Here is an 18,702-nt window from a genome sequence, read left to right as displayed (position 1 = left end):
TAGCAACAGCCGGGTTCGCACAGCCGGAACCGATACGTCGTCAAGAAAACACGTGTGCGCAACGTCTGGAGATACCGTAGCCCCTCCTGGTGGGCCGGGGCGGACGGTGCCGCGGGTCCCGTCGCGGCCGGTGGTTCGGTTGAGGGCGAGCGCGGCGAAGTCGCGGGCGGGGTGCACGCGTCGCGGCTCGTCTCCGGAAGCCGAAGCCGGATCTCGCTCAGGGTGGGGAAGGCGGGGACGGCGTGCCAGAGCTGGTTGCCAGAGGCAACACCGGTGATGGCGAGAGTCGCGGCGGGCAGCAGCTCCGCGACGCAGGGTCCGGCGAAGGTGGCGCCGAGGACGACCTCGCGTTTCGGGTCGAGCAGTTGGTGCGGTACGGGCCGGGCCGGGCCGGGAGCACTGAGACCTGGGGCTCGCCGGTCCGGCGGCTCGGGAGATATGTTTTCTCTCTCGTACGTGTACACCCGTCACGTCCCGGACATCGTCAGGGCGCCGTTCATTCCGACGGGCGGAGTGAAACCGCGAAGCATCCGATTACGTGGTGCTGACAGGCCCCCCGACGCTGGGGCCACGGTATGAGGAGCGAGTGAGCATGGCGGACATGACGCGGGAGAAGCTGGAGCGGCCGGTCAGTGCGGTGGTGCTGACCGATGAGGCGGTGGCCAAGATCACCGCCCTGCTCCAGGACGCGGAGCCGGGGCTCGCGCTCCAGGTGACGGTGGAGCCGGGCGGCTGCGCCGGGCTGCGCTACCAGCTCCTCTTCACGGACAAGTACGCCAAGGCGCTGCTCCGGATGCGGGCCGAGCGCGCGGGCGAGACGTTCACCCACGACGAGGAGACCACGGCGCAGAGCGCGGCCCTGGAGGCCGACGGCATGTCCGTCGGCTGGTTCGGCACGGTCGGGGTGGTCACCAGCGCCCACGACGACCATCAGTTGACCGGTGCTCGCGTGGGCTACCAGGAGACCCTGGAGAGCTGGGGCTTCACCATCGACAACCCGAGCACGACCGCCCCTTGCTCATGCAGCGGGGCCGAACACTGCGGCAGGTGACGTGGCGTCGTACGACCGTGGCCGATCCCATGCCATGGGCGTACGACGGCACACCCGCGCGGGGTTGGAGGGCACCTCGTGTTGCTCGCAGAAAACCGTCCCGCCATACATGTGTGTCCGCTCCCTGCTCCGAGCCGGAGGCGACCGATGACGCACGCGCGCAGCCCGTCCGCCGTTCCGCCGTTCCGCCGTTCCCTGCGCAATGATGTGGAGGAGAAGCAGGCTTCCGTCCTGGAGTTCGCTATGGAGGCTCTGGCGCGGACAGGGGAGGCCGGCCTCAAGTCCCTCGCGCGCGCTGCCGGCGTCGGCGTGGGCATCACGTACCGGCACTTCCCGGCCCGGGAGAACCTTCTTGTCGCGGTCTACGCCGGACGAACTCACGGCGCTCGCCGATGCGGCGGACGCACCACTCGCCGCGTACCCCCCGCGGGAGGCCCTGCGTCGCTGGCTGCTCCTGGTCGCCGGCTAACTGGACCGCTGCTTTGTTCCCGTATCGGCCCCGGACTTCTGCCGCTGACCCAGCCGCGAACCAGCGGTCAGGGCTTCGTGATCGTGGTCTTCTCGGACCGTGGCACGGTCCATCCTGTTCGCGACGATCAGTTCGCACGGGAGCTCGGCGAGCACCGACAGCATGCCGAACATCGCCCGCCCCTCCATCCTGGCGGTGCCGATGCCCCGCTCGATCGCGTGCAGGCCGATCCCGCGCTGGCGCAGTTCGGCGCCGGGGGGCACCAGGTAGAGGACAGACCGGGAGAGGCGGTCGTGCCGGGTGATCTTCAGTGTGCCGCCAGGTCGCAGCAGCCGCATGACGTCATGGGCGGTCACCGTGCCGTCATCGGGTCCGGAGCGTTGTGGGCGCGGCGGTAGGCCAGCGGTGACAGGCCCCAGGTACGTGTGGAAGTGCTTGCGCAGGGCGACGGGGTCGCCGAAGCCGTAGGCTGTGGCGATCCGTGCGACGGTCAGGTCGGTGGACGCCAGCAGCAGGCGAGCGTGCGCCAGCCGCTGCTGCGCCAGCCGCTTCAGCGGGCTGCTGCCCACCTCGCCGCGGAACCGCCCGGTGAAGGTGCGCTCGCTCGTGTGCGCGTGCCGGGCCATGTCCTTCAGGGTGACCGGCTCGGCCAGCCGGTCCAGCGCCCACAGCCGGGTCGCCGAAGTGGAACGGTCGGTGTCCCGCGGAACCGGGTGCTCGATGAACCGCGCCTGCCCGCCCTCGCGCCACGACGCAGCGCCGCGCGGCGGCCGATGCCACCGCCGCGCCGTGGTCCAGACGGACCAGATGCAGGCACAGGACGATGCCGGTCGCTCCGCCGGCGGACGTAAGGATGCGTCCGTTGTCGACGAAGAGGACGTCCGGATCGACGTCGACGTCGGGGAACAGCCGCGCCAGCGCGTCACACAGCGCCCAGTGGGTGGTGGCCCGCCAGCCGTCCAGCAGACCTGTCGCCGCGAGCAGGAAGGCCGTGGTGCACAGACTGACGATGCGGGTTCGCGACCCTATCCGGTCCAGCGCCGCGGCGAGTTCCTCGGGGAGCGCGCCGGTGGCGAGAAGGTGCTCGCTGGCTTCCCGCGGGTCAGGCGGGCCCGGGTCAGGCCACCGTGGTCGGCGTTCCGCCGACCGGTGGACAGAGGCTGATGTCGAGGTCCTGGAAGAGCACGTGGACGGTGTGGCCGTAGCGCGGAGGCACGTGGGAGAACACGTGGTTGATCCAGTCCGCTTCCTCGCCGGGGAAGGTGGACAGATGGACGTACACGTCCCTGGGCGACTCCCCGGCCTGCGCCAAGGTGTTTTCGATGTGCGCCGTCACCATCGCCGCCAGCTCCGTCCCGGCGCCCTCGACGGGGACGGGCTCGCCCGGCTGCCAGCCGGAGGCGTGGAGGTAGTCGGCTAGCTGCGGGAAGTTCTGCGGGGAGTACTCGATCGGGTTGTCCCTGGTGGCGGGGGCGGGGCCGGTCTCCGGGCGGGTGGCCGACGTGGTGGCGGCGGGGGGCGCGGCGGTCACCGGGCGGGTCTGCTGAGACGCGGCGGCCGCAGGCGCGGCCGCCATTCCCGCCCCGGCTGTCTCCCCGGCTGCGCCGAGGGCGGCGAGCGGGTCGTCCATCCGGGCGTTGAGCTGGGTGTCGATCCGCTCGGTGCCAGTCCACCGCCAGGTGCCGTACTGCCGTCCCAGCGCGGAGGATTCGGCGAGCGCCAGCCGAATACCTCCCGTCCGGTAGGTATGGGCGATCAGCAGGATGATGTCTTCGAGTTGCCCGACGCGGGCCCGCTGTTCGGGAGTGCCCCTGCCCGCGAAGACCGGCCGCTGGTGGTCCACCGCGACCCGCAGTCGCGCCCAGGTTCTCGACGCGAACTGGACATCCAAGGGCGTGGCCCCGCTCCTGTCGGCGATGGTCCGCCGGTCCTGCGCGGACAGCGGTACGAACGGAGCCTCCCCGTCCGCCCAGGCGTGTTCCGTGCGACCGCGCAGGGCGTCGAGAAAGGCGCTGTCGGTGCCCTCGGCGAAGCTGAGCGGGTCCTCGCCGAGCACGGCCTCCAGAAAGCCCCGTACGAAATGGCCGCCGTTGTGCCGACTGGGGTGGTGGCTGTCCGCGTTGGCGATGGGGTCGGCGTGCTGGAGGGCGTACAGGTAGCCCTCCGCGAGCCGTTCCGGCTCGACATAGAAGGAGGTCAGGACCTCGGTGGTCTGGCTGCCGAGCTGCTGGGAGTGTTCGAGGAAGATCCCGCCCGGGCCCCAGCCGCGGCCCCAGACCCACGCCAGGGGGTCCGGGGTCTCCCGCAGCGGCCCGTAGCGGAAACCGACCGGCCTCGACTGCCCCGGCAGATACACCTCGATCGCGGGGTGGCCGTCGGCGTCCCCCATGACCACGACCTCGACGCGCGGGCCGCCGGGCGCCGCCCGTTCCGCGAAGGCGGCCAGCGGGCGCAGTCCCCGCGTCACCATCTCCAGGGGGTCGGCGGCCAGGGCGCGCAGCGTGCCGTAGCGCTGGCCGAGCTCGGTGGAGAGCCGTAGCGCCTCCGCCTCGCCCGCGCCGCCGCGCCACGCGGCTGCGATCATCGTGGCGAAATCGGCGAGCATGGTTATCTGCCGCGCCTGGGTGTCGCTGCGCTCGGGGCCCGCCAGGGGGCGCTGGTGGTCCAGGGCGACGCGGTACCTCGCCCAGTTCCGCGCGTCTTCGTCCGACTGGCCGACGGCTGCCGCCAGCAACTCCTGGTCGTCGTCGGTAAGTTCAAGGACGTGCGGGTTGCCGGCCCAGTCGTGGCGCTGCCCCGCGCGCAGGGCGGCGATGAGGTCGTTGGGGCTGAGCGCCCTGCTCGGCACGACGTCCCTGCCGAGCCCCGCCGCGATGAAGTTGCGCGCGAAGATGACGCAGTTGTAAGTGAACAGGCCGTACTGGCTCTCGAAGTTCCGCTCCGCGTAAAGGTAGGCCCGGGTGAGCTGCTCGGGGGTGAAGCGGTACGTGACCAGCACCTCGTTGGTCTCGCTGAGGAGGTCGTACTCGGTTTCCAGGTTGACGCGGCCGGCCGCGTACCCGGCGAGCACGGCCATCGTCGAGGAGTCGTCCATCGGGCCGAAGCCGAGGACGAGGGGCGCCGACCGGCCGGGCAGCCGGACCGCGAGGAAGGCATGGCCGACGTGGCCATCCTCATCCAAGAACTCGGCCAGCGTCCGCGAGCCGGGATGCGCCCCGAGGACGACCTCCACCTCGTGGGTACTTTGGCCTGAGGCGTGCACGTCGGGCGCCTCGCTCGCGGGGCGGGTGGCGTGTTGCTGGATGTACTCCCGCAGGGGGCGCATCGCCTCCACGAAGTCGGCGAGTGGGTCCTCTTGGGCGGGGGTGGCGGGGTTTCCGGGCACCTCCGCGTTGGGCCCGCCGGGAGCCCGGACGGCTTGCCCGGGCTCGGCGGCCTGCGGGGGCGGGGCGTCGAGGTCGGAGTCATCCGTGTCGAAGTCGAAGGTGCTGTGCGGCAGGGCGGCGTCGCCGGGACTGGCCGGGCCCGCGCCCCACAGTTCCTCGTCCTCCTCGTCGTGACCGACCGCTGGTACCACGGATGCCGGGACGACGGCGGCGTGGCGGGGGTCGGCGTACGCCGCCGGCATCGGCAGGGCCGCCTCCGTCCCGTCGTCCTCCACCGTGCCGAGCGTCAGGTTCAGCACGTCGAGGTCCCGCTGCTGCAACTGGGACAACTCGGCCCTGCGGAAGTTGAGTTGTGCGAGCGCTGTCTGGGATTGGCTGCTGAGAGGCTGCCTCGTCCCGACCTCGCCCCACAGACTGTCGATGAGTCCCTGAAGGATGTGTTCCTGGGCCTCCACGGGCAGACCCTGGGCAGCGGGAGCGGCGGGCGGCACGGCGGGAGCGGCGGGCAGAGCGCGCGGAGGTGCGGGCAGAGATACGGGCGGGGTGGGGAGTGCCCGGCGCGGTGCTTCGGGCACGCGGCTGCGCAGTCCCTCGAACTGCGCGCGCTGGGAGGCGGACATCTGGCCGGACCACTGGGAGAGGTTCAGCACCAGTGCGCGCAGGTGGTGTTGGGCCATCCCGGATTCCAGCCCCTGGGCCAGCACCGCGAGAGAGCCGTCGATCAGGGCCTCGTCGGCCGCGGCGGTCCACACGTGAACGACGTCGGGGGTGACGGGCGCCTGGGGCGGGGACAGCGTCGGGGCCGACGGTTTGGAGGGTGCCGGTGTGGGTGTGGGTGTGGCTGTCTGCGTAGGTGTGGGTGTCTGGGCCGATTCGGAGAGGGCCTCCAGGAACAGCGTGTAGCTCCGGGTCTGCGCCGCGTCCATGTGCGAAACCTGCGCGGACAGCCAGTCGAGCGTCCCCTCTTCCTCAAGCGCGCGGATGCCGCCGTCGGCCAAGGCGGTCCATACGTCGGCGAGCGTGGCGGTGACGGTGCGGGGCCCGCGCGGGAAATCGTGGCCGTACGAGGCCGGCGCGCCCATGGCTGGCAGTGTGTCCTCGTCCCGCACACCTGCGCGCAGCGGTTGCGGCACGTCGGGGGTCTCGGGCTCGGTCGCGACGGGTTCGGCGGATACGGGCTCCGCAGGTGCGGATTCTGCAGGTGCGGATTCCGCAGGTGCGGGTTCCGTGCGCGCGGGCGCGGCCGTGGCGAGGTTCTCGGGGTGGGCGGCGACGTACAGCTCCCGGCTGATGTTGGCGGAGATCACCGCTTGCGAGGTCTCGAAGCTCTTCAGCTGTTCGGGAGTCATCAGGTGCCCGCGCTCCCCCAGCCAGTCGAGGACGGAGAGCGCACGCGGGGTGACCTTCACCTCGGGCTGGGCGCGCAGCTTCATCCTCGCGATCCAGTTCGCGACGAGTGACTTCTCGTCGTGACCCACGTGGTCGCGGACCGGCAGCGCGGAAAGCGCGGCCTTGCGGGCCGCCTTCGCACCGCCTTGCGCGTACGCCTTGGCCACGTGGATGACGACGAGATCGTCGTGCTGCTGCGCCGTGTGCGCGGTGGGGCCGACGCTGGGTCCCTGCGGGTGCGGACGCATGCCCCCGCGGAAGGCGTAGCCGACCTCCTGGAGGTGGTCGATGGCGACGTCCGCGTGGGCGTCGGGCACACCCGGGTAACGCTGCTCGCCCGGAGGCTCGGTGACGACGGTTCCGCTCGCGAGGGGGGTCGCTTTCGCGGTGTCTCCGGCGGAGCCGGCGGGAGGCCGAGGTGCGCTGTGCGGTGCGACGTGAGCGGGGGCCTGTGCTTCGGGTGCGGGGGCTTCCGGCGTGGGCGCGGGGGTGGCGGACCCGGCGTTCGTTCCGGTACGGGTGGGGGAAGCGGGCGCGGCGGTGTGCGGCTCTCCGCCCGGAAGCACGGGCGCGGTTGCCGTCTCCGTGGCGGTCGGCTCGGCGGGACGCGGGGTGGGCGTCTCCGTGACCGCCCCGGTGCGGGCGGGCGACACCGGCGCGGACGTGCGCGGCCCCTTAGCGGGCAGGGCGGGCGCGGTGACCGGCTCCGCACGGGTGGGCTCCGTGGTGTGCGGGACGGTCGGCTCCGGTGCCTGCGGCTCGGGGTGGCGGACGGGCGGAGCCATCTTCAGACGCCTGGGCGCCTTCGAGACCTGTGTGGGTGTGTACTCATCGGAGGAACGGGCCGGGCGCGAGTCGCCGCCGGTACCGCCGGCGCCCCGGTAGTACTGGCCGCCATGACCGCCGGAGCTCCCGGGCTCGCCCGTGTACGGGTCCGGCTCACTCGTGTACGGGCCCGGCTCGCCCGTCGGCGTACCCGTGAAACCGTGGGCCGAGTTGCCGCCTTGAGCCGAGTACGCGTCCGCGGTCGCGGGTGCGGGTGCGGGTGCGGGTGCGGGTGCGGGTGCGTCAGGGTGCGCGACGCCGGCGGGCGTGGTCCCGGTCCGTACGGCAGTGCTGGGCCGCGCGGACGGGCGCGGGGGCCGGGCGGTGACGCCGGAGCGTGTGCCCGTACCGGCCGCAGGGGTGGCTTCGGTGTGGGTGTCGGTCCTCGTGGCCGTATCGGTGCGCGTGTTGGTCTTCGCTGGGGTCTCGGTACGGATACCGGTGGCTGGGGCGACGGAAGTCTTCTCGCCGGTCTCGGCAGCCGCGCCGGTGGTGGCGCCGGATTCCTCGCCGGACTTCGCGTCCGCGCCGTGGGCGGCCGCGTCGGCGGGGCCCGCACCGGCCTGGGCGTCGGGCCCCGTGGCCGTACCGGAACCCTTGCCCGACTCGGCCTCGGACTTCATGGCGGAGCCGAAGCCCTCGCCGGACTCGGCCCCGGACCCGGTACTCGTACCCTCGCCGGGCTTGCCGCCCGATGCCGCGTGGCCGCCGCCCGACACCTGGCTCGGGTCGTTCTCCAAGCGGGCTCCGCCCCGGCCTGCGGGAGCGGAGCCTCCCCCGGTCCCGGAAGGGGCGGTGTTGCCCTCGCCGGGCTGGAGGAGTTCGGTCGTCGTGGCGGACGCCTGGTTGCCGGAGCCGTTGTCGCGCCGGGACCAGGGGTTGCTGGGGTCGTTGGCGCTGTTCCACTCCTGCTCGCCGCCGAGGTCCTTCAAGGTGTGGATGTTCTTCCCGCCCGGGCCGGGACGCGAGGGCGGCTTGGGGGCGGAGTGACCGCCACCGCCGCCGGACGAGGCGTAGTGGCCACCCTCCGCCGCGCTCCCGCCAGGCGTCTGGCGCGTATCCAGGTCACCGAGACCGACCACGTTCGTCCTCGGCTTCCGCCCGGCACCCGGAGCGGCTCCCTTGCCGACCCCCGAACCCGGCGACTGACGCGTATCCAGATCACCAAGACCGACCACGTTCGTCCTCGGCTTCCGCCCGGCACCCGGAGCGGCTCCCTTGCCGACCCCCGAACCCGGCGACTGACGCGTATCCAGGTCACCGAGACCGACGACATTGGCGCCGGTGTTCGTCCTCGGCTTGTACCCGGCGCCCGGAGCGGCCCCCTTGCCGACGCCCGGGCGGTCCGGGGAGAGGAGGCCGTGGTCGAGGCTGCCGGTGCCCCCGCCGAGCACGGTGCCCTGGCCGCTGAACGGCTTCGCGGGCTGCTTCGGCGCGCGCTCCCCGAGGGAGCCGCCCGCACCGGACACGTGTTCCGCGCCGCTGTCCCCGCCTGAGGCCCAGGCGGAAAGCACCGGATCGTGAGCGCCCTCGTTCCCCAGGACGTTCCCCTTGCCCCCGAACACCTCGAAGGGTTTGGCGGGCGCGTTCCGGTCGTCCTGCGCTCCGCTCGTGGCCGGTTCGCGCGCGGGACGGTTCTCCGCAGGGCGCCGCGCGGCGGAACCGTCATTGGTGGGGTCCGCGGCGGGACGGTCCGGCGCGGGGGTCTTCGCCGCCGGGGGCGCGTCCCGGTCGGCGCCGGGGCGCGCGGCAGGTGTCTCCCGTGGCGCTCCACCGGCAGGCCGTACGGTCCCCACGTCCGCACCCGCCGCCCGCACCTCGCCCCGCTCCCCGTGCGGACCAGTCGGCCGGTACCCGTCCCCGGCGTCCGCCGCTCCGGCCGACTCCGCCCGTGCGGGCGCGCCGCCTCGGATCTCGCCCTGGGGGCGCGTCCCGCCCGCCTCCGCACCGGGGGCGTGGGCGTCGGGCTGGCGGGCCTCCCCGCCACGTACAGCGCCCGTGGTCCGCCCGTTCTCCGGGTTGCCGCCCCGCGCGGGACCGTTCTGCGCAGGACCGGTCTGCTGAGCAGGACTCCCCTGCGCCCGCTCGCCGTGCGCTGCCGAGCCGTGAGGGGCAGTCTGCGCGGGACGCGCGGCCCCCGCCCCGTCGCTCGTGCCGCGGGAATCGTCGGTGCCGGGACGTCCCGCCTTGTCGCCGGGGACGTGCGCGGGCTCGCCCTCGGCTGTCGGCCGCGCGGGGCCCCCGTCGGAGACGGGCCGTACGGGCGCGCTGTCTCGCGCGGGAGGCGCGGCCTCGTTCCCGTGCGTTGTGGTGGCCGGCGGGGTGGTCTGGGCCTCGGGGCGTGAGACGTCCGCCGGGCTGTGGGCGGTGTCGTCCCTTACGGGTCCGGTGGGCGGCTGCGGCGCTTCCTCGACGGGGGTGGAGGCGGGCGTGGTGACGCCCTCGTGCACGGATTCGCCGCGCGCGGGGGCGGCGGAGCCCTCCGGAGCGGGCGGGTTCACGTGGTCGGGGCCGCCGAGCCTGGTGCCGTCCCCGAAGAACGGGGACGTCTTCTCGCCGCCATGGGTGACGGGGATGTCCGCCACCTCGTAGTACCACGTTCCGGAACCGGGCGTCACGTTCTCGCCACGCGCGATCTCGCCCAGCCGCTCCTGCCGCTCGCCCCGCCAGACGGGCGGCTGCTCGCCCCCCATCGACTCCGTGGCCGAGTGCCCCAGCGGGGACGAGGCTTCGCCGGACCCGTCCCCCGACACCGGATCAACAGCCACGCCGCCGACATCCTTCACACCCGCTCCCTCGACGGGGGCACCGGAGGACTCACCAACCGCTGGACTCGGCGCGGCCGGCTCCGGGCCGCCCAGCCGGGTCCCCTCGTCCCCGAACGAGGCTATTTCCTCGCCGCCCTTCGTGATCACCGTGTCGGGCGCTTCGTGCCAGGCACCGCGACCCGGCCCCTGGGCCCCGCCCGCGCGGATCGATTCGAGTCGCGCCACCCGCTCCGGCCCCCACGACGGCGGCTTCACGCGGAACGACTCCCCCTCGTCCGGCTCCGGGCGGACGGCGGTGTTCCCGGCCTCCGCTTCCGCGGTCGCCGAACCGTGTTCCGGAGCGGGCACGGCCTCGGCGGCAGGGCCCGACTCCCCCTTGCCCGCTGCCGGTTGAAGGCTCACGGGGTCCTTGGGACGGAGTTCCCCCCGGGCGATCTCGTCCAGACGGCGCTTACGAATCACATGGGTCGGCTCGCCCTTGCCCGACCCCGACGAGGCGGGGGTCTCCGCCGAGCCGTCCGCTCTCGTGCCCTTGGCCCCCGCGTTGTCCCTGACCGCGGAGCCCTCGGCCTCCCGGCCCGGGGCAGAGGGCTCCGCGGACACCTTGGGGTCTCCCGGAGCGGTGACGGCCTCAGCGCCGGGCCCCGACTCGCCTTTGCCCGCCGCCGGTTGGGGGCGTACCGAGTCCTTGGGACGAAGCTCCCCGCGCGCGATCTCGTCCAGACGGCGCTTACGAATCACATGGGTCGGCTCGCCCTTGCCCGACCCCGACCCCGACCCCGACCCCGACCCCGACCCCGACCCCGACCCCGACGAGACAGAAGTCCCCCCGCCCGCGTTGTCCCTGACGCCGGAACCGCCCGTCGAAACGGATGGCTCCGCCGCAGCCTTCGGCACCTCCGGCACCGGCCTGTCCCCGGCACCGCGCACCTCCGAAGCCGGTACGCCCTCGGGGCCCGTCCCCGGCTGGGCCGCCGCCGACGCCGGTTCCGCCTTCGCGGGCGCCGGTCCCGCCGGAGCCGTGTCCTTCGCCGCGAGCTGCTCGCGGGCGATCTGCTCAAGCCGCTGCTTGCGGATGACCTGCCACGGCTCGCTCGCGCTCTTGCCCGTATCGGCGCCGGCCTTCGCCGCCGCCGGGTGGTGGGTGTCGGACCCGGCGCGAACCGGACCCGCATCGGGACCGGCCAGCGGCCGGGCCCCCGGCTCCGCCGCCAGCCCGGCGCCCGTACGCCCACCGCCGGAGGTCGGAGCCGAAACCGTCCCCGGGCGCGCTGTCCGCGGGTCGTGAACCGCCGAACCGCCTCCGGCCCGTTCCGCCTCCGAGCCGTGGAGCGCGCCCCCGCCCCGCTCCGCGTCACCAGCCACCGGGCGGGCCCCCCGCTCCGCGTCCAGCCCGGAACCCGTACGCCCACCGCCGGAGGCCGGAGCGGAACCCGTCGCGGGGCGCGCGGTCTGCGGGTCTCGGGACACCGGACTGCCGCCCCCGGCCCCCTCCGCGCCGAGGAGGCTGCCCCGGGCGCCGTCCTGGTCGCCGCCAGAGGCGCGTACCTCTCCCCCGCCCGGAACGGGCCGAGCCGCCCCGTCACCACTGCGGCCCCCGGGACCCGACGGACCCGCACCCGCGGAAGGCTCAGGAGCGGCGGCGCGTACCGCCCCGGGGCCGGTCAGCGCCGCCGTCTCCTCGGGCTTCGCGCCTCCGGGGCCTTCGTGGGGGGTGGGGGCGGTGTCCTGGCGGGCCGGAGCGGCTGCGGGGCGGACGCCGGTTCCGGCCGGAGCGGAGTCCTGGGCGGTCGGGCGGGGCGGGGCGGGCGTGCCGGTGGTGGGGGTGGTCTCGCCGGTGGCCGCGGCGGAGGTGCGGGTCGGGCCGGAGGTCACCGGGTGCGGGGCCGGGGTCTCGGCGCCGGCAGGACGGGTGCCCCTGGGAGGCAGCTCGGTGGTCTTCAGCGGGGTGTGCGCGAGCGGGTTCTCGACGGTGTGGCCCGAGAACCCGGGCGCCGCGCCGCCGTCCTTGGGCAGGTTGCTGACCGGGACCGGTACGCCGGGGCCGTCGCCGCCCTTGCCGCCGCTGCCGGTGGGGACCGTGTGCGGCTGGGAGTGGACCGCCGGGTCCAGCCACTTCTCGCCGATCTTCGTGGCAAACACGGCTTCGGCGCCCAGCCCGATCGCCCACGCCTCGTTGGCCCAGTCGATGTGCATCTTCTCGCCCGCCGCGGCGTTGGCCATGAGCTGGATCAGCAGGTCGGAGCCGAGGCCGAGGCCGGAGGCGATGACGGTCTCGGCGGCGAAGGCGGCCAGTTCGATGCCGAACATCTGGGCGGCCGAGCGCTCCGCCAGGTTCATCACCGCGGTGGCCCACTCGGCGAACATCTCCAGATAGGGCATGAGCAGGATGCCGACGCCGACCGTCAGGCCCAGCAGGGCGAGGCCGAAGATGTTGGCCAGCGCGGCCACCAGGCGCTGCTTGTTGATCTCCTTGACGGCCTTGTCGACCTCGTCGGCGTAGATGTTGAGGGCTTCGCCGGTCTTCCAGGCGATGTCGGCGGCGGCGAGCATCGAGGAGCGCACGCTCTGTTCACCGGACCCGAAGCCCTCGCGGGCCGCGACGGCCGCCTTGCCGCTCCACTGCATCCCGTCCATCTGATCCTTCATGGACTGCACCAGCTCGTAGACGCTGTCGCCGTACTGAATCCACTCCGCGGCGAAGTCCCGGATCGGACCCGTGTCGAACTGAGCCATGGGAGGAGGAGACCTTTCAGCGGAACAAGCGGAACAGCGGTAGGGGTGCGGGGGCGCCCGGGGGGCGCCCCCGCGTCAGACGGCGGTCACCGGCGGGAATTCTGGGGCGGACGCGGCGGACGCCGCGGACTGACCGGGCCGGTCGGATTCCGTAAGGGGTTCCGGGGGTTCCGGCGCGTCGTGCACGGCCTGGATCACGACCCCCTCCTTGCGTGAGACGAGCGTGCCGCGCCCCGGCGTGCGGCGGGCCGCGCGGTGGTCCCCGAGCAGCGCGCCCTCGCGCGGATCACCCGACAGCAGCAGGCCGCCTGTGCCCAGTTCGCGCAGCCGCGCGACGAGCGGGTCGGAGGTGAGCGAGCGGGAAGCACCGCCGATACGGCGGGCCAGCACCAGGTGGAATCCGATGTCGGCGGCGTGCGCGAGGAAGTCGGTCACCTGGGCGAGCGGACCGCGGCCCCCGAGCCCGCCGGAGACGAGGTCGTAGTCGTCGACGACGAGGTACAGCTCGGGGCCGGTCCACCAGTTGCGCGCGCGCAGGTCGCGGGCGCTGATCCCGGCGGGCGGGGTGCGCTCCCGCAGTTTCTCGACCAGTTGCTCGACGTACACCTCGGCGGACGCGAATTCGCCGGCCTGTGCGCCGATGTAGTCGTCCGGTACGCATTCGAGCAGGCCGCGCCGGTAGTCGACGACGACGAAGCGGATGTCCCACGGGGAGCGGGCCGCTGCCATGCGGCGCATCCAGGAGCGCAGGAACTCGGTCTTGCCCGAGCCGGTCTCGCCGAGCACGAGGAAGTGCGGGCCGCCCTCCTTCTCCAGGTTGAGTACGGCGGGGGCGAGGTCCGCCTCGCGCAGCCCGACGGGTACGTCGCCGGTGCCGAGACCGGCGCCCCCCGGGTGGGCCGCCTCGACGGCCGCGGCCAGTTCCCCGGCGTCGATGTGCTCGCCGAGCACCCGCAGCGGCGGGGCCTCGGGGCCGCCCCAGCCGGTCCGCAGCTCGGTGACGAGATGCCGCTGTGCCTCGGTGAGCCCCTCGGCGGTGGCGACCGCGTCGGCGCGGGGCAGTGCGGTGTGGAACATGTTGCCGGGCGCGATGATGCCCCGCCCGGGGACGACGGCACGCAGGCCGCGCGCGGCGGTACGGGAGATCTCGGACTCGCCGGGGTCGTTGAGGCGCAGCTCCAGGCGGCCGGTGATGCTGTCGCGCAGGGCGGCACGGATCTCGTTCCAGCGGTTGGCGCTGAGCATGAGGTGGATGCCGACGCCGAGTCCGCGCGAGGCGATGTCCTGCACGATCTCGTCGGCCTCCTCGATCGCGCCGCGCACCGCGCCCCAGTTGTCGAGGACGAGGACCAGGTCGGCGGCGTCGGTGCCCTCCGGCAGGGCTCCCCGGGCGCGCAGGCGGCGGAAGTCCTGCGCGGAGTCGATCTTCAGCTCCCGGAAGAGGCGTTCGCGTTCCTCGACGCGCTGGCGCACGACGGTGAGTGCCCGGCGCACGCGGGCTTCGTCGTGGCGTACCGCGACCCCCGACACATGCGGGGCCTCCTCCATCCCGGCGAGCGTGCCACCGCCGAAGTCCACGCAGATGAAGCGGAGTTCGTCGGGGGTGTGGGTCAGCATGGCGGAGGCGAGCGCGGTGCGCAGCAGGGTGCTCTTGCCGGACTGCGGGGCGCCGACGACGGCGATGTGGCCGTGGGCGCCGGAGAGGTCGAGGAGCAGGGCGCGTTGTTCCTGGCGGGCGGGCAGGTCGACGACCCCGACCGGGAAGCCGAGCCGGCCGCCCTCGGGCCAGAGCGAGGAGTGCAGGCCGCGTTCCTCGCCGGTGTCGAGCGGGCCGAGCAGCGAGTCGAGTTCGACGGTCGTCGGGAGCGGTGGCAGCCACACCTGGTGCACGGGGGTGCCGTACGGCAGCATCCGCTCGACGGCGGCCTGCATCTCGGTGCGGCGGCCTGCTTGCGGCAGCGGTACGGGCGCGGTCAGCTCGTCGGCGGTCTCGGCGCTCTCCTCCCGGGCGTCGCGCGCGGTGCGCCAGCCGAAGGGGGCGGGGGGCGCGGCCTTCGGCCGGGCGGCGGGCTTGTCGCCGGGGCCGCGGTGGGCGCCGGAGACGTGCGCCACGCGGAAGCGCTCGTACACCGACTCGTCGACCTTGAGGTAGGCGGAGCCGGGGATGGCGGGCAGTTTGTAGGCGTCGGTGGTGCCGATCACTGCGCGGCTCTCGGCGGCGCTGAAGGTGCGCAGGCAGATCCGGTACGACAGGTGCGACTCCAGTCCGCGCAGCCGGCCTTCGTCGAGGCGCTGGGTGGCCAGCAGCAGGTGCATGCCCAGGGAGCGGCCGACGCGGCCGATCTGCACGAACAGTTCGATGAAGTCGGGCCGCTGGGAGAGGAGTTCCCCGAACTCGTCGACGACGATCATCAGGTACGGCATGGGCTCCAGCGGGTGCCCGTGCACATCGGTGGCGCCCTGCGCGCGCAGGATCTGGTACTCGCGTACGGAGTCGACGTTGCCGGCGTCGCGCAGCATCCGCTGGCGGCGCTGCTGCTCGCCCTGGAGGGCGGCGCGGACCCGCTCGATGAGCGCGAGGTCGTCGGCGAGGTTGGTGATCAGCCCGGCCACATGGGGCAGTTCGGTGACCCCGGCGAAGGTGGCGCCGCCCTTGAAGTCGACCAGGACGAAGCCGAGTTCGTCGGGCGAGTGGGTGAGGGTGAGCCCGGTGACCAGGGTGCGCAGCAGTTCGCTCTTGCCGGACCCTGTGGCGCCGACGACGAGGCCGTGCGGGCCGACGCCGCCAAGCGCGGACTCCTTGAGGTCGAGGACCAGTTGCTCGCCCTCGCCGGTGACGCCGAGCGGGAGCCGGAGCAGGTCCTCGGCCTCGGGGGCGCGCCACAGGGAGGGCGGGTCGAGGGTGTCGAGGCGGTCCAGGCCGAGCATTTCGGGGAGCGAGACGGTACGGGCGAGGACCTGTTCGCGTTCGCCCGCCAGTCGCAGCGGGGCGAGGGCGCGGGCGGTCTGCTCGGCCAGGGCGGGCGGGCAGCGGTCGGCCACGGCGTCCTGGACGGCGCCGACCAGCGCCGGGTCGGGGCTCTCCAGGGTGAGGGCGCCGTCGGCGGCGATCCGGGCGCGGGCGTCGACGCGGCCGGGTTCCTCGGCATCGCGCGTGACGGTGCACACGATGTGGAGGCCGGTCGCGGGTCCTGCCTCGGCGAGCAGTTCGGCGACGAGCGGGGAACGGGCCCAGTCGGCGGTGGGCCGGTAGCCGTCGAGGACGACGACGAGGTGGCGGGATGCCGGGGTCTCCCGGCGCAGGAAGCCGCCCGTCCGTTCGGCGCGTTCGGCGCGGACCCGTTCCAGGTGGGTCTCCAGGATGTCGGCGAGTGCGTCGAGGTCCTGGGCGAGCGCGGGGGTGGGGCCCTTGGTGGCCTCTCGCGTGTGCGGCAGCCATTTGGCCCAGGCCCAGGGCACCTCGTCCTCGGCGAGGGCGGCGAGGGCGACGTCGTCGGGGGCGTGCAGGACGGAGAGCTGGAGCAGCAGGGCGCCGACCGCCTCGGCGGTGCGTTCGGCCGGCCCGGTGAGGCTGAGCACCCCGGTGTGGGCGAGGTCGATCCAGGCGGGCTGGCGGCCGACGCGGGCGTAGTCGCGCACCAGGCGGTCGGCGGCGCGCTGGGACTGCGACTCGAACTCGGCGGTGGGGTCGCCCCGCCGGTGGGAGGTCAGTTTCATGGCGGGTGCGCCGAGGCCCTGGCCCAGGCGCAGCCGCAGGAAGTCCTCGTCCCCGGGGCGGCGTTCCCATACCCGGCGCTTGCCGGTGGTCAGCGCCCAGAGCCGGTGCGGGCTGGGCTGGAGGAAGGCGGCGACGGCGCGCTGCGCCTCGGCGGAGGCGCGGGCCTGGGCACGGATGTCGGTCAGGAACTCGACGTAGCGGTCGCGCTGGCGCAGCCGGGTGGTGCGGCCGGCGTTGCGGGACTGGGCACGTACGTACGCGGTCACGCCGACGGAGGTGACGACGAAGCCGACGCCGAGCATGGTCATCCACAGTCGCCCGAAGGTGACCATGTAGGCGGCCATGCTGACGCTGCTGAGCAGCGGCAGCAGCAGATAGAGCCAGCTCGACGCCTGGTTCTCGGCGGTCTTCTGGGGCGGGGCAGGCAGCGGCACCTGCTGCTCGGGGACCGAGGGCGGCAGGACGCGGGCGGGGCGGTGGAAGGCGGTCTGGCTCATCAGTTGGGAAAGTCCTCCAGGACGGCCGATTCCTCGGGGTCGAGGTTGGCCGGGGCGTCCGGCGGGGCCGAGGTGGGCACGTTGCTGTCGCCGGAGCCGAGCGCGGCGGTGAAATCGTGGAAGGCCTGCTCCAGCTTGACCTCCGTGTTGCTGAAGGTCACGGCGACCATGTCGACGACTCCGGCCATGACGTTGAGCACGCCTTGGCCGGGGTTCTTCTTGGAGCCGAACATCTCGGTCATCACGGCGTCCCAGCGTCCACCGAACGCCTTCGCCTCCTCGGCGGAGGTGCCGGCCCAGCCCAGCTGGAGCTGGAAGGAGGCGTCCGCGATGTTCTCGACCGCGTCCGCGACGTTGTCGGCCAGGCCGAGCAGCCGCCTGGAGATCTCCTCGATGCCTTGCGGGTCGACCGACACGGTCGCGAAGTCGTAGTCGGCTGGGTCAGCCACGAGGACCTCCCTCTGCGATGGGGGTGTGCGATGAAGTGTGCTTGTGGGTGTGATGCGGGTGTGCGGTGCGGTGTGCGGTGTCGCGTGCGGTGCGCCGCGCGATGTGCGTGCGGTGTGCGGGTGGCGCCGGGTCAGGTGGCGTTGTGGTAGTTCTTCGTCTCCGCGTCCAGGTAGCTCTCGTACGACGCCTGCATGCGCCGGATCATGTCCTCAAGGAGCTCCCGCAGGTCCCGCGCGGAGCGGGTGAACCATTCCGCGACCGGTTCGGCGGAGGCGGCGGCGGGGCTGCGCCAGTTGTCGCCGATCCGGTCGAACTCGTTGCCGATCTGCACGAGATAGCCGGAGATGTCGTGGGAGTACCCCTTGACCTTGCCGATGGCGCTGTGCAGTTCCGAGAGCGCGACGGCCCACTGCGCCGCCGTCTTCGGTGCCGTGGAAGTGTCAGCCATTCCGTCCGCCCCTGTCTGGTGTCCCGCTCCGGTGTCCCGCGCCGCCGCGGGACAGGTGTCCTGTACGGCCGTACGGGACACACGTCTTTTTCAAGATACGTGTTTCCTGAGTTCTGCTCGACACCGGGTACGTGCGAACATGGCGGGCGACATACCCGTGGTGCCACCCGCACCGCCCGTCCGGAGGAGGAGGCCGATGGCCGGTCCCTACACGTCCAAGTACGACACCAGTCCGCTGACCGGGAACAACGGCCAGTCGGACGACAACAAAACCGACGAGGACTCCGGCAAGGACCTCAGCCACCTCGTCCCGCAGGTGAGTGTCGCCTGGGAGAACCCGCCCTCGTTCAACCTCCCGCCAAGGGATTCGGGCGGCTCCGGCGGCACGTCGAAGGACGTAGCGGAGAGCGGACCGTTCCTGATGGACGGGCCCAGCGTGCGGAGCGCCGAGCAGTCCATGCTCGGCGGGCTGCGCACCTCCTCCGCGGCTTACTCCGCCCTGCGCGGGAAGGTCCTCGCGACGGAGTACGAGATGTTCGGCCCCAAGGAGAAAGCACAGCCGGCCGCGGCGATGAACTCCACCACCCCCGGAAACAGCAGCGGCGGCACCAGCAACATGCCCGACGGGGACACCGATCCGGAGGGCCAGGCGCAACTGACCGAGATGGCGCAGAACTTCTACGCCTCGATGAAGCCCGCCATGGAGAAGGCGCTCTGGCAGATCGCCAACTCCCTCGAATTGTCGGGTCAGTTCCTCGCGATGGTGAACCGGGCGGGACAGACGTACGCGCAGATGGACCGCGCGTGCGTCTTCCCCGAGCCGCCGGCTTCCTCGGTGGTGCGCTGACACGGGGCGAGGGGCCGGGCGGTACGCGGGGCGAGGGGCCGGGCGGTACGCGGGGCGGTGCGCCGACCGGCACGTACGGCGGTGCACCGCCCCCCGCAACGCCTCCCGCCCCGCCGCC

General features: G+C 73.4%; 7 protein-coding genes. 2 read left to right on the top strand and 5 right to left on the bottom strand.

Annotated features, from left to right (window positions below):
- The first annotated feature begins 592 nt into the window (after positions 1 to 592).
- Complete coding sequence (locus ACIP4O_RS18065) at positions 593 to 1,051, top strand: hypothetical protein (protein ID WP_401575465.1); 459 nt, start codon at positions 593 to 595, stop codon at positions 1,049 to 1,051.
- A 465-nt stretch (positions 1,052 to 1,516) separates the two neighbouring features.
- Here ACIP4O_RS18065 and ACIP4O_RS18060 read toward each other — a convergent pair whose 3' ends face one another.
- The 5 genes from ACIP4O_RS18060 to ACIP4O_RS18040 all read right to left on the bottom strand — a co-directional run bounded on the left by ACIP4O_RS18060 (position 1,517) and on the right by ACIP4O_RS18040 (position 17,737).
- Positions 1,517 to 2,446, bottom strand: coding sequence for a helix-turn-helix domain-containing protein (locus ACIP4O_RS18060; protein ID WP_401575464.1), 930 nt, complete (start codon positions 2,444 to 2,446; stop codon positions 1,517 to 1,519).
- Positions 2,447 to 2,637: 191 nt separating this feature from the next.
- Positions 2,638 to 12,624 carry a hypothetical protein gene (locus tag ACIP4O_RS18055; protein ID WP_401575463.1) on the bottom strand — a complete coding sequence of 3,329 codons (9,987 nt, stop codon included), beginning with the start codon at positions 12,622 to 12,624 and terminating at the stop codon, positions 2,638 to 2,640.
- Between the two features lie 75 nt (positions 12,625 to 12,699).
- The gene (eccCa, locus tag ACIP4O_RS18050; RefSeq protein ID WP_401575462.1) at positions 12,700 to 16,839 is read right to left on the bottom strand and encodes a type VII secretion protein EccCa; all 4,140 of its coding nucleotides are present in this window, start codon (positions 16,837 to 16,839) and stop codon (positions 12,700 to 12,702) included.
- Complete coding sequence (locus ACIP4O_RS18045; RefSeq protein ID WP_401575461.1) at positions 16,839 to 17,288, bottom strand: WXG100 family type VII secretion target; 450 nt, start codon at positions 17,286 to 17,288, stop codon at positions 16,839 to 16,841. Before ACIP4O_RS18045 ends, eccCa begins: the two co-directional genes overlap by 1 nt.
- Before the next feature lie 131 nt (positions 17,289 to 17,419).
- Positions 17,420 to 17,737, bottom strand: coding sequence for a WXG100 family type VII secretion target (locus tag ACIP4O_RS18040; protein WP_361324952.1), 318 nt, complete (start codon positions 17,735 to 17,737; stop codon positions 17,420 to 17,422).
- A gap of 196 nt (positions 17,738 to 17,933) precedes the next feature.
- Here ACIP4O_RS18040 and ACIP4O_RS18035 point away from each other — a divergent pair, with 196 nt between their 5' ends.
- Positions 17,934 to 18,584: a hypothetical protein gene (locus ACIP4O_RS18035; RefSeq protein WP_401575460.1), complete on the top strand. Its 651-nt coding sequence runs from the start codon at positions 17,934 to 17,936 to the stop codon at positions 18,582 to 18,584.
- The last annotated feature ends 118 nt before the right edge of the window (positions 18,585 to 18,702 follow it).

Source organism: Streptomyces sp. NPDC088923 (assembly GCF_044749745.1).
Taxonomy (GTDB): Bacteria; Actinomycetota; Actinomycetes; order Streptomycetales; family Streptomycetaceae; genus Streptomyces.
This window is presented reverse-complemented; position numbering and strand designations above follow the sequence as displayed.

Excerpts from the sequence above, each read along its gene's own strand:
- ACIP4O_RS18055 (WP_401575463.1), bottom strand. The coding sequence starts at position 12,624 with ATGGCTCAGTTCGACACGGGTCCGATCCGGGACTTCGCCGCGGAGTGG.
- eccCa (WP_401575462.1), bottom strand. The coding sequence starts at position 16,839 with ATGAGCCAGACCGCCTTCCACCGCCCCGCCCGCGTCCTGCCGCCCTCG.
- ACIP4O_RS18035 (WP_401575460.1), top strand. The coding sequence starts at position 17,934 with ATGGCCGGTCCCTACACGTCCAAGTACGACACCAGTCCGCTGACCGGG.
- ACIP4O_RS18065 (WP_401575465.1), top strand. The coding sequence starts at position 593 with ATGGCGGACATGACGCGGGAGAAGCTGGAGCGGCCGGTCAGTGCGGTG.
- ACIP4O_RS18040 (WP_361324952.1), bottom strand. The coding sequence starts at position 17,737 with ATGGCTGACACTTCCACGGCACCGAAGACGGCGGCGCAGTGGGCCGTC.